This is a genomic window from Desulfovibrio simplex, from assembly GCF_055387835.1.
The window spans coordinates 2,501,545-2,517,471 of record NZ_AP042377.1; the positions used below are offsets into that span (position 1 = coordinate 2,501,545).

General features: G+C 59.6%; 13 protein-coding genes. 7 read left to right on the top strand and 6 right to left on the bottom strand.

Annotation, left to right across the window (positions count from 1 at the left end; translation table 11 throughout):
• Nucleotides 1–530: 530 nt before the first annotated feature.
• Entirely contained in the window at nt 531–1,517 is a 987-nt protein-coding gene (gene galE / locus ACZ5DH_RS10430; RefSeq protein WP_464254223.1) for a UDP-glucose 4-epimerase GalE, read from the bottom strand.
• Nucleotides 1,518–1,660: 143 nt separating this feature from the next.
• Here galE and ACZ5DH_RS10435 point away from each other — a divergent pair, with 143 nt between their 5' ends.
• Nucleotides 1,661–2,011: a hypothetical protein gene (locus ACZ5DH_RS10435; RefSeq protein ID WP_464254224.1), complete on the top strand. Its 351-nt coding sequence runs from the start codon at nt 1,661–1,663 to the stop codon at nt 2,009–2,011.
• A 169-nt stretch (nt 2,012–2,180) separates the two neighbouring features.
• Here ACZ5DH_RS10435 and ACZ5DH_RS10440 read toward each other — a convergent pair whose 3' ends face one another.
• Both ACZ5DH_RS10440 and ACZ5DH_RS10445 read right to left on the bottom strand, forming a co-directional pair.
• Entirely contained in the window at nt 2,181–2,627 is a 447-nt protein-coding gene (locus ACZ5DH_RS10440) for a flavodoxin (RefSeq protein WP_464254225.1), read from the bottom strand.
• 705 nt (nt 2,628–3,332) lie between these two features.
• Nucleotides 3,333–4,724, bottom strand: coding sequence for a radical SAM family protein (locus ACZ5DH_RS10445; protein ID WP_464254226.1), 1,392 nt, complete (start codon nt 4,722–4,724; stop codon nt 3,333–3,335).
• An 86-nt stretch (nt 4,725–4,810) separates the two neighbouring features.
• Here ACZ5DH_RS10445 and ACZ5DH_RS10450 point away from each other — a divergent pair, with 86 nt between their 5' ends.
• On the top strand, nt 4,811–5,320 hold the full coding sequence (locus tag ACZ5DH_RS10450; protein WP_464254227.1) for a hypothetical protein: 510 nt from the start codon (nt 4,811–4,813) through the stop codon (nt 5,318–5,320).
• Between the two features lie 6 nt (nt 5,321–5,326).
• Here ACZ5DH_RS10450 and ACZ5DH_RS10455 read toward each other — a convergent pair whose 3' ends face one another.
• Nucleotides 5,327–6,349, bottom strand: coding sequence for a glycosyltransferase family protein (locus ACZ5DH_RS10455; protein ID WP_464254228.1), 1,023 nt, complete (start codon nt 6,347–6,349; stop codon nt 5,327–5,329).
• Nucleotides 6,350–6,469: 120 nt separating this feature from the next.
• Between ACZ5DH_RS10455 and ACZ5DH_RS10460 the strand changes: the two genes are divergently transcribed.
• From ACZ5DH_RS10460 to ACZ5DH_RS10480, 5 genes are all read left to right on the top strand, one after another.
• Nucleotides 6,470–9,667: a hypothetical protein gene (locus ACZ5DH_RS10460; protein WP_464254229.1), complete on the top strand. Its 3,198-nt coding sequence runs from the start codon at nt 6,470–6,472 to the stop codon at nt 9,665–9,667.
• A 146-nt stretch (nt 9,668–9,813) separates the two neighbouring features.
• Entirely contained in the window at nt 9,814–10,485 is a 672-nt protein-coding gene (locus ACZ5DH_RS10465; RefSeq protein ID WP_464254230.1) for an adenylate kinase, read from the top strand.
• A gap of 737 nt (nt 10,486–11,222) precedes the next feature.
• Nucleotides 11,223–11,747, top strand: a complete 525-nt coding sequence (gene dut, locus ACZ5DH_RS10470) for a dUTP diphosphatase (protein WP_464256541.1) — start codon at nt 11,223–11,225, stop codon at nt 11,745–11,747.
• A gap of 68 nt (nt 11,748–11,815) precedes the next feature.
• Nucleotides 11,816–13,021: an acetylornithine/succinylornithine family transaminase gene (locus tag ACZ5DH_RS10475; RefSeq protein ID WP_464254231.1), complete on the top strand. Its 1,206-nt coding sequence runs from the start codon at nt 11,816–11,818 to the stop codon at nt 13,019–13,021.
• A gap of 127 nt (nt 13,022–13,148) precedes the next feature.
• The gene (locus tag ACZ5DH_RS10480; protein ID WP_179979951.1) at nt 13,149–13,367 is read left to right on the top strand and encodes a TraR/DksA family transcriptional regulator; all 219 of its coding nucleotides are present in this window, start codon (nt 13,149–13,151) and stop codon (nt 13,365–13,367) included.
• A 710-nt stretch (nt 13,368–14,077) separates the two neighbouring features.
• Here the strand turns inward: ACZ5DH_RS10480 and ACZ5DH_RS10485 are convergent.
• Together ACZ5DH_RS10485 and ACZ5DH_RS10490 are read right to left on the bottom strand one after the other, a co-directional pair.
• Complete coding sequence (locus ACZ5DH_RS10485) at nt 14,078–15,082, bottom strand: anion permease (RefSeq protein ID WP_464254232.1); 1,005 nt, start codon at nt 15,080–15,082, stop codon at nt 14,078–14,080.
• Entirely contained in the window at nt 15,075–15,704 is a 630-nt protein-coding gene (locus ACZ5DH_RS10490) for a DUF47 domain-containing protein (RefSeq protein WP_464254233.1), read from the bottom strand. The genes ACZ5DH_RS10485 and ACZ5DH_RS10490 overlap by 8 nt, the downstream gene beginning before the upstream one ends.
• Between the last annotated feature and the right edge of the window lie 223 nt (nt 15,705–15,927).

The following is a 15,927-nucleotide window of genomic DNA, read 5'->3' on the forward strand; positions in this document are numbered from 1 at the left end:
AGTCGTTGGCGAGTCTGCGAGCCTTACGAATGGCGACAGCGATTGTATGGAGTGAACTGTGTAGTTACTCAGGCTGTCTTTATCCGTAGCTTCCTGCGTCGCAACGGCTGAAGCCTGCGTCACAACGGCTAAAGCAACGGCTGCCGCAAAGACAGCATTGGTTAATTGAGCGGACAGCCTACTGATGGCTGTCGCTATCCGTAAGCGGTAAAGCCCCGCTAACGGCTACCGCAAATCGCATTTTTCGGCTGTATGAACACTTTGAAATGTAAAGCAATTCAAAGTTAATCTGCCCTAAGGATACTTCGATGAAAGGCGCTCCCGGATGGAGCCACGCAGGGCGGCGCGCCGCCCTGCGGCAATGGCCCTGCGCTCAGGCAGGCTGCCCTTGCGGACAGCCCTTCCAGGGTCTGCGCGGGTTTGCTGTGGCGCTTGAGAGGAAAATACTGGCGTCTCTGCACGGCGGCCGCCAGCGCCTGGCGGCCGGCCGTATATTTCACAAAAAAATACCGTTGCGCGCGGCAGCGCCGTCAGGAAGAAAACCCGTCGGGATGGGTCTTGTGCCATTCCCAGGCCGAGGCGATGATCTGGTCAATGCCCGCCCTGGCCTGCCAGCCGAAAATCTCTCTGGCGCGGTCAGCCGAAGCCACGAGCCTTGCAGGATCGCCATAGCGGCGCGTGGCCATGGCAACGCCAATGTCGTGACCTGTCACACGGCAGGCCGCTGCCACCATTTCGCGTACGCTGAATCCCTTGCCGTTGCCAAGGTTGCAGATCTCGCTGCCGCCCCCTGCCAGCAGGTAGTCCAGAGCGCGCATGTGCGCGTCCGCCAGGTCCATAATATCCAGATAGTCACGGATGCAGGTGCCGTCAGGCGTTGGATAGTCATTGCCAAAAATGGTCACCACATCGCGGCGGCCCAAAGGAACCTGGAGAATAAGGGGGATAAGATGGCTTTCGGGATTGTGGGCCTCGCCTATGGCGCCGCCGGGCCATGCGCCCCCCACGTTGAAATACCGCAAGCTCACAAAGCGGATGCCGTGGGCCTTGCCCACCCAGTGCATCATGCGCTCCATAATGAGTTTGCTTTCGCCATAGGGATTGGTGGGGTTCAGCGGCGCGTCCTCATTGATGGGCACGCTTTCCTGCTCGCCGTATACGGCAGCCGACGATGAAAAAACTATCTTGTCCACGCGATTGCGCACCATGGCTTCCAACAGGGTCTGCATACCGTGGACGTTATTGTGAAAATACTTCAGCGGCAGCTCCATGCTTTCACCCACCAGTGAACTGGCGGCAAAGTGGAGCACGGCATCCACCCTGTGGCTCGACAACACCTGATCCAGCAGCGCTCCATCCCGTATGTCGCCTTCATACAGGGCGATTCCGTCAGGCAGGGAGGCACGGTGACCGGTCAAAAAATTGTCCACAACGACAACGTCTTCGCCGCGCGCCAACAACGCGCGCACATTGTGGGAGCCAATATAGCCAGCTCCACCGCAAACCAATATGGACATGGGCAATCTCTTTTGTTGAAAGCATAGCAGCGCGGTCGCACCGCGCGAATGGAGTTCCGCTTTTTGCACATCAACTGCGGTCTGGCAAGCCTCACCAGTGCCGTGAATGTATTTTGCCACGTCTTTGCATGTGAAGCCAGCGCATGGACGAATTTTTTTATGCCGCACCCGACAACGCGCTGCTACAGCATCTTGACGTGGCATTTCCCTGTGAGACCGTGACCATACGCCGCGTGACGATGCAAACGCATTTTTTTTGCAATGGCAAGCCTTTAAACGGATATGCCGCTTCCTTGGAGAACTGGCATTGGCAAAAGCCATTCGCCCGAAAGGACACGCGAAGAAAAAACGCTGTGGCGCCGCCTCTGCGCCCGTGTGCCGGCACACCTTGCCACGGCAAACCGCGCGCTGTTCCCAGAGCAGATTACCTTTGCAATGCTTCACATTTCAAAGTTTTCATTCAGCCGAAAAGTGCGCTTTGCGGTAGCCGCTAGCGGGTCTTTGCCGCTTTTCGTGCAGCGTTAGAGCATGTACACTTTTTCAAAGTTAAAATGCTCTAAAAACGACACAAGGCCCGAACCAGTGAAGGATTTCGGGCCTTGCGGGCATATCCGCCGGAGCAGCCCAAATAGCGGGCTGCCCATAAACCTTGCTATAAACGTTCTACAGCCTCTTGAGCACATCCTCGGCAAAGGAGGCAATGGCGTCGGGATCGCTGGAGGCGTCGCCCTCCATCTTGAGTCCTTCACAAATGATTTCGGCCCCGAGGCCCTTGGCCCTTTCTTCAATGGCGGGCACAGCGCCGCAATAGTGTTCATACTCCATATCGCCCGAGGCAAAGGCGGCCACCTTCTTGCCCTTGAGGCCCATGCTTTCCATTTCGTCAAAGAGGGGGGCGAAGTCGTCCTGCAGTTCCAGGTCTTCCATGCCCCAGGCCGAGCTGCCCATAAGCACGGCATCGTAACCGTCGGCCAGGTTGTCGGCAGCGGCTTCAGCAGCATTCAGCAGGGTCACTTCATGACCGCCGGCAGCAATAAGCTCTTCCAGCTTCTGGGCAATGCTTTCGGTATTGCCTGTGCTGGAACCAAACAGAATTAAAACCTTGCTCATGGTGCGCTCCTTCCGGCCATTGACCGGACATTTATAAAATGAATTTCATTTTCAAGTGAAGTAATTAGGTTTCCTGCCTGTGTCAAGCCCATATCCCCAAAGGTTGACAGGTTTCGCCAGAAGATTCCTCGTCCGCCGCCAATCGGACCATTATCCGGTCGTTGGCGCGCCAGCCGCGCGCAGGGCCGCGCGCGGAATTCTGGGCGGCCTGCCCTCGCCTGGTTTTCGCTGCCCCCGTGCGGGGTCTGGCATGGTTGCCGCCTCTTGGCTGTCTGGCGACCCTGCGCGCGGGACCCACGCGGAGCCGGGGAATGTCTGCCAGGGTGTCGCCTCTTGGCTGCCGGGCGGCCTGCCCTCGCGCAGCCAAGGAATTTTCAAACAAACCGCCCTTCTGCCCCGGTACAGAAAAGACGCCAGCCAGGGCCAGCGTCTTCAGCTTACAAAGGGTCAAAAAAATATCTGTGACTGCCGTCACATTTTTAAATTCTCTTTTCCGCACACCGCCATCGGGCGTCATCGGGTAAGGAGACGCGGCTGACAGCGCGCGCAGCCACTGGCGCGGTCGCCGGAATGCGCGGCCACCGGGGGCGGTCGTATCACAACAAAAGTTTTAGGGGGTGGGGGCGTGGGGGAGGAGACCCTTTTGCAAAAGGGTCCCTCCCCCACAAAGCACTTCAAAGATACACAGTTCAACCATGAAACCGCTCAGGCGCTTTCGCCAGGGGCCAGAGCGCCTTCCTTGGCGCGGGGCTCCGGCAGGCTCCATGCGCCGGGCATGGGAGCCGTCAGCTCCGCCTTTTCGCCCACATAGGGATTGAAGTAGCCATGGCGCAGCCAGGGGCAGAGCTTTTTCAGTCTTTTCATAAACTGCGTCAGGCCCATGCTTGGCGAAAGTTCAAGCTTGCCCCCGTCTTCCATATCCCGCTTCATGAGGTCAAAATACCACTCGGGATCAATGTTGAGATTGCGCCACTGTATCATGCTGACGCCGTTTTCGCCCACCATGCGCGCCAGGGATTCCAGTTCTTCTTCGGTATCGGTGATGCCGGGAAAGAAGAGCAGGTTCAGCGACACGAAAATGCCCCGGCTTCGCGCCTCGCGTATGGAGGCGCGCACATCGTCCAGGCTGTAGTCCGCAGGCCGGTAATAGCGTTCGTACAGTGTGGCGCGCGCGCTGTTGATGCTCACGCGCATGCTTGTGAGCCCGGCTTCGGCCAGACGGGCCACGGCTTCGGGCCGTGAGGCGTTGGTATTGCAGTTGATGGTTCCCAAACCGCCACCCGCGCGGAACAGCTTTATGCTTTCCTCCAGAAGGTCGGGGTTCATGAGGGGGTCGCCCTCGCAGCCCTGCCCGAAGGAATAAATGGGAGCGCGGCTTTCACGTCCGGCATGAATCCGCATGACTTCGGCCACTTCCGCTGGTTCCGGCGTAAAGGCCAGACGGCACTGGGGCGTCACCGCCACGGGAGAATCCTTGTCCTGGGCGGAAATGCAGCCCACACAGCGGGCATTGCAGGAGCGGGACGTGGGCAGGGGCGCTTCGTAGCGGCCAAGGGCGAAGTTTCTCGCCGCCGGGCAGTCATAGCGGGCCACGCAGTTATCGAGGATATGCCGCACAAGGCGGTTCCCGGGATAGTCCTGCAGCAACCTGCGCGCGCCCTGCTCTATGCGGTGGCGCGGGATGCGGTTGAAAATCTGGCGCTGGTCCGTATCTACCTTGCGGGCGCAGATATAAAAACGCCCCCGCGCAAAGCCTATGGCCCCATACGCGAACAGGGGCAGCAGGGGCGCTTCGGGAGTGCTGGCATAGGCCGGATGCGCTGAAAGCGTGTGCGCGGGGGCGGCAAAAGCCGCCACGGCCAGTTGGGCCTCACCTTCGGGCGGCACTATTTCTCCCGTCTCGGGATCAAGCCCCACCGCCTGTCGGCCAGGCAGCAGGAAAAATTCGCTTTCCTCGGGCAGGGGCATGAGTTCGTCAGGGCGCGGCAGCCCCCACTGCGCGCCCCTGCGACAGACCATGAGCAGGCGTTCGTCATCATAAATATTGCCCTGCTCGTCCGCCATGACAAGATGCGGCTCAATATGCTGCGCGGCCATAAATGCTCCTTGCCCCGGCGGGGGTGAACGTATATAACGGCCCAACGTGGCCGGGCGATCCCGGCCCGTACTTTTGGAGGCCCTTCATGTTTTCCATAATGCTTTTCATTTTTTTGTGTTTTTTCGGCATTCTCGCCGTCCTTGTCTACATGCTGCGCTGCCAGGAAAAGCTGGTGCGGCAATTGCGCGAGGAACACGACCAATTGCGGGTGATGCTGCGCACCATGGAGGCTCGCCTGGACTTTCCGGACGGCAGACAGCCCTCCGCTGCTGATGTAAACGTCGCTGATGTAAGCGTCAACGACGCCAGCGAGCAGCAGGACTATGCCGCCCCGGCTTTTTCGACGGAAACCGCGCTGGATATGGACTCGAACCCGCACGAAACCGCGCGCCACCAGACGCGGGCCGCCAGGCTGACGGCACGCGCGGCCGATCCTGTCGCCACCGCCGACAATGATCCCCTGCTGCATCTGAGCTTTGATCCGCCTGCCGGCAAGGGGCACACGCCGCATACGGCTGGCGCGTCCGTTGTTGACCCGGCGCTGGATCTGCATTTTGACCCGATGGATGGGGCGCAAGGCGCGGCCCGGCGCTAGACGGCCCTAGGCCTCCGGGCCGTCAAGACCGTAGCGGCCCCTGGCCGCCGCCAGATACGCTCTGCGCATGTCAGGACGGGCGCACTCTTCGGCCCAGTGCAGATAGAGCAACTTGAGACATTGTTCAAGCACGGCATCGCTCCTGGCAATGCGGCGGGCCACAAGTTCTTCTTGCCCGCAGGTCCACAGGTCGCAGATGTTGTCGGTAAAGGCCTGGGCCCTGTGGGCCGCGCGGTGGCGCGCATTGACCTCGGCCAGCCCTGTCGCGCGTATGTGGGCCGCCACGTCGGGGTGTTCCAGCAAGAATTTTATGCGAAAAAGGGCGTCGCCCACATCGTTGGGCGCGTAGCCCACGAGGTGTTCGCCGTCCACAAAAAGCTCGGCAAAACCGTGCCCCACGCGGGGCGTCACAAGACAGCCGCCGCAGCCAAGGGCCTCAAAAACCCTGAAGTTCAGGTCGCCGCGCTCACAATGGTTAAGCAGCACCCGCCCCTGAGGGAAAAGCCGCCTGTAGCCCCCACTGGTCACGTGCAGACCGGGAAGCTGACTGCCAAGAGCGCGCAAAAATTCTGAGCGCAGGGGCGTGTTTTCCGAAACCGTGCCCACAAAAAGACAGTCCCATACGGGCTGCGCTTCCGGGTCGGGCTGGTCCTGCGCCCAGGCGAAAGGCGGCGACCACCACACCCTGTCCTTACCAAGAAAAGGCTCGTGGAACCGGGGAATGTGGTCACGCAGAGAAACCATGCAGGCGTCAAAAGCCTGGGCATAAAAAGGCTGCCAGCTATGGATATGCGAATCCACACTGTAAAAAACGGTCAGGCAGGGGAATTTTTCAATTCCGAGCACAAAGGGCGGGCGGCTGTTGTCGCCAACAACCAGCACGTCGGGCACAAATCCCGCCAGACGCACAAGGTCTTCCCAGCCGAATATGCGTTGGTCCTCAAAGTTGTGCAGTACCACGTCCTGCCAACCGCCGGCGCGCAGTTCCACACCGAAAAAAGGGCTGCCCAGCCATAAAATACGCTGCATGGTCCTCCGGTAACTGTCAGAAAGTCGTTTGCATGTCGTACAGTTGCCAATAAAGACAAGATACAATAGGTTTGAAACCTAGCCTCGACGCTTCGCCGCGTCAAGACGAGAGACTGCAACATGCTTCTGAATGCCCGCCGCCTACGCCTTTTCGCGCGCATCCTTCTGGCGCTCCTCCTCCTGCTGTCCGGCCTGACGGCAGGGGCCTTTTACCTGTTGCAGCGCAACCCCGACGCCCTTGCCGGGCATTTTATCGAAGAACTGCGCGACCGTACCGGCCTGAACATCTCCGTGGACGCCGTCAGCGTGGCCCTTCTGCCCGTGCCCGCCCTGGCCGTGAGCAACGTGACCGTCACAGGTGAAAACTGGCATTTTACCACAGCCTATGCCACGCTGCGCCCCGATTTTGCCGCGCTTCTGCAAGGGCGTTTTGAACCCCGCAACGTCTCCCTCTTGCGCCCACGCGCGGAAGGAACCGTGCCCGTGGCCCTCGGCCCCGACATGGACCTGAAGAGCCTGCTCGCTTCGGGCAGCGGCGGAGCGGCGACGTTGCCGGGGCGTTGTCGCCTCGCGGTGCAACAGGGCGAACTGCGCATCCAGGGCGCCGACGGCTCAAGCCTCGCCATTGAGGGCGCGCAGTGTGACCTTGAAGCCAAACCGGGCGACAGCATAAAGGGCAATCTCTCATGGGCCGCCGCAACGCTTGTGCCCACAGACGGCCAGCCCATGCGTCTGGAAAGCCTGTATGTCGACGTCAAAACCAGCCTTGCTGATCCCCTGGGCAAAAGCCCGCGCATGGAGTGCAGCGGCGTGTTGCGCCTGCCGGAATGGCTGCCCGAACTGAAATTTTCTCTCAACCTGACGCCCGACATCATCCCTGGCAAACAGGGCCTCACCCTTGCCGCCGACCTCGGCGGCTCCATCTCCAAGGATGGGGCAAGCATTTCCTTCACGTTCGCGGGCGGTGCAGCGTGGCGGCACGCCGACCCGCACACGGTCAGCCTGAACAAACTGCAACTGGCTCTTGGACCGGACAGGGTGGGCTTTGACGGCGCAGTGCAGCTTGAAAGCCCCACCGGCCCCGCCATTGAAGGCAACCTGCAACTGCACCGCGCAAGTCTCACACGCTGGCTGGGCTTTGCGCGCAATCTGGCTCCCGGACTGCAACTGGCCCTGGACGAACTTTCCGAAGGCCTGCTTGTTTTTGACATGGACGCGGCCGGGCTGCGCGTATCACACATTGAAGTGACGGCGGCGGGCAGCCGTTTTACAGGGTCGGGCGGCGTGGCCGACTGGCACAAACCCGAAGTGGCTCTGGACCTGTTTGCCGAGAACGTCAATCTTGGCCGCGCCATCCCCGAAGCGGTGGGCGACATGCCCGAAGAACCCAAATTCGAGCACGGCCCGCTCACGCCCATGCCGGGCGAGCCCGTCATTCCCGGCGAAACCGGCGTGGACTACAACATCCGTCTGGCCGCCAGAAAGGTGGACTACGGCCCCATCGCCATCAATGACGCCCTTGTGGTTATCCGGCAAGGGCTGATCGACGCTCAAAGCCGTCTTGAAGACACCCTGCTGCTTGTGGAAGGCAAGCTTTACGGCGGCAGCATCAAGGGCGAAACCATCCTTGGGGGCGACAAAAGCACGCCCTACTCCATACGCCTGCGGGCGCGCGACGTGAATGGCGAAAGCCTGGGCAAAGACCTCAAGGTCATGCCCGTGGGGGGCGGCCGCCTCCGCGCCGACGTGGATATCATGAGCCAGGGGCGCGAACTGGACGTCTTTTTGAGCAAGTTGCGGGGCAGCGTCACCGCAAGGGCTGAAAACGGCTTTCTGCGCGCGCCGCCCCGTATCAGCGGCGGCAAAAAAAACACGTTCGCCTTTGCCGTCATGGATATCGGCCTCAAGGTGCGTACCGCGGCCTGGGACGGCCAGAAGCTCGGCCTTGAGGGCCAGTGGAACGCGGCAATGGCAGCCGCCGGGCTGGACATGGCAACCGACATCAACGGCAGGCTGTGGTTCAGCGGCGACGGGGCCGATGGCGGGCAGATGGACTTCACCAATCTGCCCGGCTCGTTTTCGCTGCGCATGGATGCGGAGCGCTCATTCAACCCCGAAGGAGTGCACGTGCAGGCTTCGGGCCGCTTCAGCGGCCAGTCGGCCCGCAATGAATTTTCGGTATCCGAGGGGCACTTCAATGCTCTGGGCGTTGAGGCCCACGGCCAGGCCAGCTTTGTCGCGGGCAAGGAGGGGGTCTCGTGGCAGGGCAAGGTTTCGGCGTACAGCCCCGACATGGCCCGCACCCTGCGCCTGGCGGGCCTCGGCAAGGTCACCATGCCCAAGGGCTTTAGCAGCGTTGAAATGGACACCCGATTCAGGGGCGACCCCGATTCCCTTTCTTTGCGCGAAATCCGGGCCAAACTGGACCAGAGCACCGTCACCGGCACACTGAACCTTGACTGGCGCGAACAGCTCAGCCTCAATTTCAAGCTCAACACCGACCAGTTTGACCTTGACCGCTACATGAAGGCCAATGAGGAAAAATCCGGCGCGTCAGGGGGCAAACCGTGGGATTTGCGCTTTATGCGCAACTTCCGCGCTTCTGGCGAATTTGGCGTCAACAAGCTCACCGCCATGCGCTTCACGGTGCAAAACCTGCGCACCAAGTACAAACTTGAAAACGGCAAGCTCACGTCCGACTCCATTACCGGCCAGTTTTACGGCGCGCCCATCATCAGCAAGGCTTCCATCAACTTCACGAGGGGATTCAGCTTCGCCAACTCCCTCACCATCAACGATTTTGACCTGACTGCCGCCAGCAATGCCAGGGGCGGCGCGGCCGCCCTCACCGGCAGAGGCTCCATCCACTCGGAGGTGCATGCCAACCTCACCGGACCGGACCAGCTGCCCGCCCTGCTCAACGGCAAATGGCGCATAGAGGTGCTCAACGGCTCCTTCCAGCACAGGACGCCGGAGGGCAAGCTCAAGGGCAAGCCCACGATGATTACCGCTTCCGGTGCGTCAGGGAACATTACCAATGGCGTAGCGCGCAGTAGTGATTTTTATCTCAAGGGACCGGGGCTGCAGGTTGGCGGCGGCGGCTGGATCAACTTCAACAGCGAGACCCTGGACTGCAATTTCAGCGTCAGCATGAAGAACGTTCCAGACTTTCCTTTGCGGATTTACGGCAGCCTGAGCAACACCAAAACCTCCATTGGCGCGGGCACGTTCATACTGAACACCCTTGGCGACATTACCAAAGGCTTTGTGGATGTGCTCGGCGGCATTGTCGAAGGCACGTGGAAACTCTTTCGCTGATAAATTAGGAAGTTCGGGCATAAAGCCCAAACGCCCTGTCGACTATTCTTCCTGTCTCCCGTTGACAGAAGCAACCTTAGGGGCTAGGTTCATTGCGTGTTCTTTTTTGCACAATCAAAATTGCGGTTCCGCCAAGGAGAGTAACGGTGAATATTCTGATTTTCGGACCCAACGGCAGCGGCAAAGGCACCCAGGGCGACCTCATCAAGCAGAAGTATAACCTCGCCCACATCGAATCCGGCGCCATATTCCGTGAACACATCGGCGGCGGTACTGAACTGGGTAAAAAAGCCAAGGCCTATATTGACCGTGGCGACCTCGTGCCTGACGACATCACCATTCCCATGGTGCTTGAAACCCTGAAGACCAAGGGTCAGCACGGCTGGCTGCTGGACGGCTTCCCGCGCAACATGGTGCAGGCCGAAAAACTGTGGGACGCTCTCAAGAAAGAAGGCATGCGTCTGGATTACGTGGTGGAGATCCTGCTGCCGCGCGAAGTTGCCAAAAACCGCATCATGGGCCGCCGCCTGTGCAAAAACAACAACAACCACCCCAACAACATCTTCATTGAGGCCATCAAGCCCAGTGGCGACGTGTGCCGCGTCTGTGGCGGCGAGCTTTCCAGCCGTTCCGACGATCAGGACGAGGCCGCCATCAACAAGCGCCACGACATTTACTACAACACCACCGACGGCACCCTGGCCGCGGCGTATTTCTTCAAGGGTCTTGCCGCTCAGGGCAACACCAAATACATCGAACTGAACGGTGAAGGCAGCATCGACTCCATCAAGGAAACCCTGCTGTCCAAACTGGCCTAAAGCAGACTAACTTTGAAATGTTTCACATTTCAAAGTGTTCATTCAGCCGAAAAATGCGATTTGCGGCTGAATCCACGCCACGTTGTGGCGCGCTGCACTTTCGTGCAGCTTTAGAGCATTTACACTTTTTCAAAGTTGAAATGCTCTAAAGCCAGCGGGGGGCTTTTACGACAGCCCGGGCCTGAGCGTATGCGTTTCGGGCAGTGGGGCACGTTTCGGGCGGCGCGGATACCGCAGCCGCCTTGCCCTGATCGCCCTTACAGATAAAAGACCACATTCCCCGGTGGCGCTTTACCGTTCCCACAGGAAACACCGGCCACAGCGCCGGAAAAGGGGCTCCAGCCGCAAGGCAGGAGCCCCTTTTTACGTGGGCCGCGCAAGTTCACCGTACAAATGCTCCAGTAGCGACTAGAGCAGATTAACTTTAAAATGCTTCACATTTCAAAGTTGTCATTCAGCCGAAACATGCGATTTTCGGCTGAATCCACGCCACGCTGTGGCGCGTTACGCTCTCGTGCAAAGGTTTTAGGGGGTGGGGGCGTGGGGGAGGAGACCCTTTCGTAAAAGGGTCTCCTCCCCCACAAAGCATTTCAAAGTGCAGCGCTCTCATCGCTGCAGCGCTTTTCAGGCCGTCCGGGGCTCGGGCGCACGGCGCGCTTGCCCCCGAGCCCAAGCTGCGCTACTACTCGGCCATGAGCAATTCACAAAACACCAATGGTTTTGCCAAAAGCGCGTCCATGCTGCTGGATGACGTGCTGGGCCTGCCCGACGCAGCCCAGGTTGACAGCGCTGTGGACGTGGCCTTTGTGCGCCCTGCGGCCCGCCAGCTTTACGCGCAGGACGGCGACGATTTTTTTGCCCCGGCCACCAGCAGTTCCGCCGGCTTTGACCTGCGCGCCTGTCTGGATGAGGACAAAGGGGCAGAGGCGGTTATCGCTCCGGGCCAGCGCCTCAAGATCGGCACGGGCATTGCTGTACAACCCCGCGCATCCGGCATTGCCGGCTTTGTCTACTCCCGCAGCGGCCTCGGCGCGCGTGACGGTCTCACCGTCGCCCAGGGCGTCGGCGTCATTGATCCCGACTATACGGGAGAAATCCTGGTGGTTCTGCTGAACACCTCCGGACAGGAACGCCGCATCGCCAATGGCGAACGCATTGCCCAGCTCATCTTTCAGCCCTTTATGCGGCCGCGCTGGCGCGAAGTGCAGGACCTGGCTCCCACCGAGCGCGGTTCCGGCGGTTTCGGCCACACAGGGCGCTGATCACACCGTACCGAAACACCGGTACATCACCTCAACACCTTATGTTCATCGAGAAAAGGAGTCCGTCCATGTCACAAGCCTTTGCTGCCGTCAAAGCCGGGGAAGAAAGCCTGCTCTGTCGTTCTTACAGCCGTTATCCCGTGGCTGTGGTCCGAGGCAAGGGCTCGCGACTGTGGGATGTTGACGGCAAAGAATATGTGGACCTGCTGGCGGGCATCGCCGTTACCGCCCTTGGCCACTGCAACGACGAGGTCAACGCGGCCCTGACCGCCCAGGCTGAAAAACTCTGGCACGTGAGCAATCTTTTTTACCAGAATGAACAGCTTGAACTGGCCCGCCTGCTGCTGTCCACAAGCCACCACAACAAGGCTTTTTTCTGCAACTCCGGCGCTGAGGCCAACGAAGCGTGCATCAAACTGGCCCGTCGCTACATGCGCAAGGTCAAGCAGCGCGATGCCCACGAAATCATCACGCTTGATGGCTGCTTTCACGGGCGAACCCTCGGCACTCTGGCCGCCACAGGTCGCGAAAACCTCAGTGACGGCTTCGCGCCGCTGCCCGAAGGCTTCAAACAGGTCCCGGCCTGTGACCTTGAGGCCATGAAGGCGGCGATCACTCCCGCCACCGCCGCCGTTCTGGTGGAGGTGGTACAGGGTGAGGGCGGCGTGGTTCCGCTGTGCGGCGACTATCTGCGCCAGCTTGAAGCATTGTGCCGTGAGCGGGATGTACTCTTCATGTGCGACGAAGTACAGGCAGGGCTGTGCCGCACGGGCAAGTTCTGGGCTTTCCAGAATTATGGGCTGACGCCCGACGCCATCAGCATCGCCAAATCCCTGGCCAACGGTCTGCCCATGGGGGCCATGCTGGCTACCGATGCCGTGGCCTGCGGCTTTGAAGCCGGCAGCCATGCCACCACCTTTGGCGGCGGCGCGCTGGTTTCGGGCGTGGCAACCAGGGTTGTGGAGATACTGCTGCGCGACAAGCTGGCTGAAAATGCCGCCAACCTGGGCGCGCATGTCAAGCGTGAACTGGCCGCCATGCAGGATCGCCTGCCCGGTAAAATCAGGGAAGTGCGCGGCATGGGCCTTATGATAGGCATAGAACTTGCCGTGGACGGCAAACCGGTGTGGGAAGAACTGCTGCGCCGGGGCTACATCTGCAACCTGAGCCACGGCGTGACCCTGCGCCTTCTGCCCGCCCTGAATATCGGCAGGGCAGACCTTGATTCCTTCTTGCAGGCCCTTGAAGATGTTATGGGTGGGCTTCCTGCCTGAAAAAGCGCTTTCAGGGGCTTTACAGAAAAATAATTGTGGACTAAATAGTCTGCGTAGAAAATCGATGACGATTAGTACGGCAACCCCGCTCCGGCGGGGTTGCCGCTTACTTTGACAAGGAGACGCCATGGACGTTTTTGATCAAGCTACAGAACTGGAGCGCCTGGACCGGGAATCCGCCCTCATGCGGGCCCGTGCCGCCATTGACCGCGGCGGCCCGGAGATGATTGACGGTGTTGCCTGTTGCCGTGATTGCGGCGAACCCATCCCCCTGAAACGCCTTGAGGCCCTTCCCGGCGTTGGCCTGTGCCGCGCCTGCCAGGAAGAACGCGAAAGCGGCGACTAGCCGCCCCTCCCCGACATTTGCGACAGGGCCTGCCCGCCCCCGTTGCCCTTTTTTCGGCTGCCGCCTGGTCTTGACGCTCGCCCTTTTTCTGGCGGCCATTGGTCCGGATATTTTACCGCGCCTCATGCCGTGCCTCATGCCTGCCGTGCTCGTGAAAGACCTTGTGGGGAGAGGGACCCTTTTGCAAAAGGGTCCCTCTCCCCACACCCCCTAGAGCAGATTAACTTTGAAAATATACATTTTCAAAGTTTGAGGCACGCTCACTTCGGCGTTTAACAGCGCAAATAAATAGCGGTGCTGTCTATCCGTAAGCCCTGCGGGCAACGGCTGAAGCTGCGCTTACGCCTCCGTGGCGGGCGTCTGCTCCCGCATCCGCCAGAGCAATTTCATAATGAAATTGCTCTAAAACCTTTATCCGGGGTTCGAGCGATTACAGGAGTGGCCCGAGCTTTGGCGGGTTCTCCACAACAAAGAATGCGGCTTCACCATTTTAACCCACGCCTTCGTATGCCCCTCACGGCATCATACAATTGCAAAAGCGCTCCGCACCATCGCCCACAAGGGCCGCTCCGGCGTAAAATGGAAAAGCCCCGGCTGACTAGCCGGGGCTTTCCCAAACTATTGGCAACGGGCTGCCCAAAGCATTTCGTGGCACGGATTTTCAGAAAAATCCGTGCAGAGCAGTTAACTCATTTCATTCGTACCCTGCTCTAGTTCCAGATAAAGTGCAGCAGCCAGTAAGACACAAAGCCAATGACGCCCGCCGCGGGCAGGGTCAGTACCCAGGCCGTGATCAGGCTTCCGGCCACGTTCCAGCGCACGGCCGAAAGCCGCTTGGTGGAGCCCACGCCAAAGATGCAGGCCGTGATGGTGTGGGTGGTGCTCACAGGCGCGCCCATCATCGAGGCTCCGGTGATGACCAGAGATGCCGACGTTTCAGCGGCAAAGCCGTGTACCGGCTCCAGCTTGAAGATACGGTGACCCATGGTCTTCACGATTTTCCAGCCGCCCACCGCCGTGCCCATGGCCATTGCTCCGGCGCAGGACAGCTTGACCCACAAAGGCACTTCGACCGCGTCGATCTTGCCGAAAATGAGCAGCGCCAGGGTGATGATGCCCATGGTTTTCTGCGCGTCGTTCAGGCCGTGACTGGTGGCCATAAAGGCTGCAGACACCAGCTGCAAGCGCCTGAAAGCCCCATTGACTTTTCGCCTGGACATGCGTGAACACGCCCAGTAAATGATCCACATGATAAGGTAGCCCATAAAAAAACCCGCCAATGGCGAAGCCACCAGCGGGATAAGCACCTTGTCGATAATGCCCTTGCCGTTGAGCGCGCCAAACCCGGCGTCAGCCACGGCCGCGCCGATAAGCCCGCCGATGAGCGCGTGGGACGAAGACGAAGGAATGCCGAAATACCAGGTTATGCAGTTCCAGATTATGGCCCCGACAAGGGCCGCCAGAACAAGCACATGGCTGCCCTCAACCACCTGGGGCAGGACTATGCCGCTGCCCAGAGTCTTGGCCACTTCCGTGCCCAGCAGCGCGCCGGCCAGATTGAGCAGGGCGGCCGCTCCCACGGCAAAACGCGGCGTGACCACCTTGGTTGACACGACCGTTGCAATGGCGTTGGCGCAGTCATGCGCGCCATTGGTAAAGTCAAAAATAAGCGCCACCAGCACGATGAGCGCCAGCAGCACAGGGATATCAAACATTTTTCAGCACCGCTTCTTCAATGGTTTCCGCCAGGGCATTGACCTGCTCAAGCAAGATGCTCATGCGTTCATAGGCCTGACTCCATTTAAGCGTCTGCATGATCTGGGGCACGGTGATTTCCTGCTGTTCGTCCAGCAGTTCCGCCAGGCCCACGGCCAGCAACATGTCGCACTCGCCCCGCAGATTGCGGAAGGCACGGGTTTTGTGGCAGTCGCGCCTGTGGGTCAGCCCCTCAAGCATAAGACGGCTCATGTCCAGCATGGCGCTGATGGTACGGGCCATCTGAAGCGCGGGAAAACGTATGCGCGTGAATTCAAAGATGTGCAGACGGGTACTCAGGCTGTGCAGGCAGTCCATGCACTCTTCCTGCTCCTGATTGATGCGCAGGATGTCTTCGCGGTCAATGGGGGTAATGAAGGTCTGCGTAAGGTCGCGGATGATCTGGCTGTGCAGCACATCCGCCTCTTCTTCCAGAAAGGCGATTTCCTTATGGGTGTGATCCATATTGGACACATCGTCCAGCATTTCAACCAGCAGGCCCGCCATGCGGCGCAGAAGACTGTTCTGCTCTGCCAGCATGGCGAAAAACGGTGCGGATTTAGGCAACAGCGCTGGAAACATCCTTTCTCCTTGGGATCGGTACACGCACGCATGACCTCAATGCCACGCACCATACCGGTTGACGTTCCGGCGGTTGTCCGTCTCGGGCGGACCGCCGTCTTTTGATTTGTTATATGTATACTCACAGCGGGCACGTGCCAAGAGGGCACACCCGAAACAAATAAAAGTTTTAACTAAAACAATCTTATTTACTTTATTTTAAGCAAGTTACACTAATATTTTT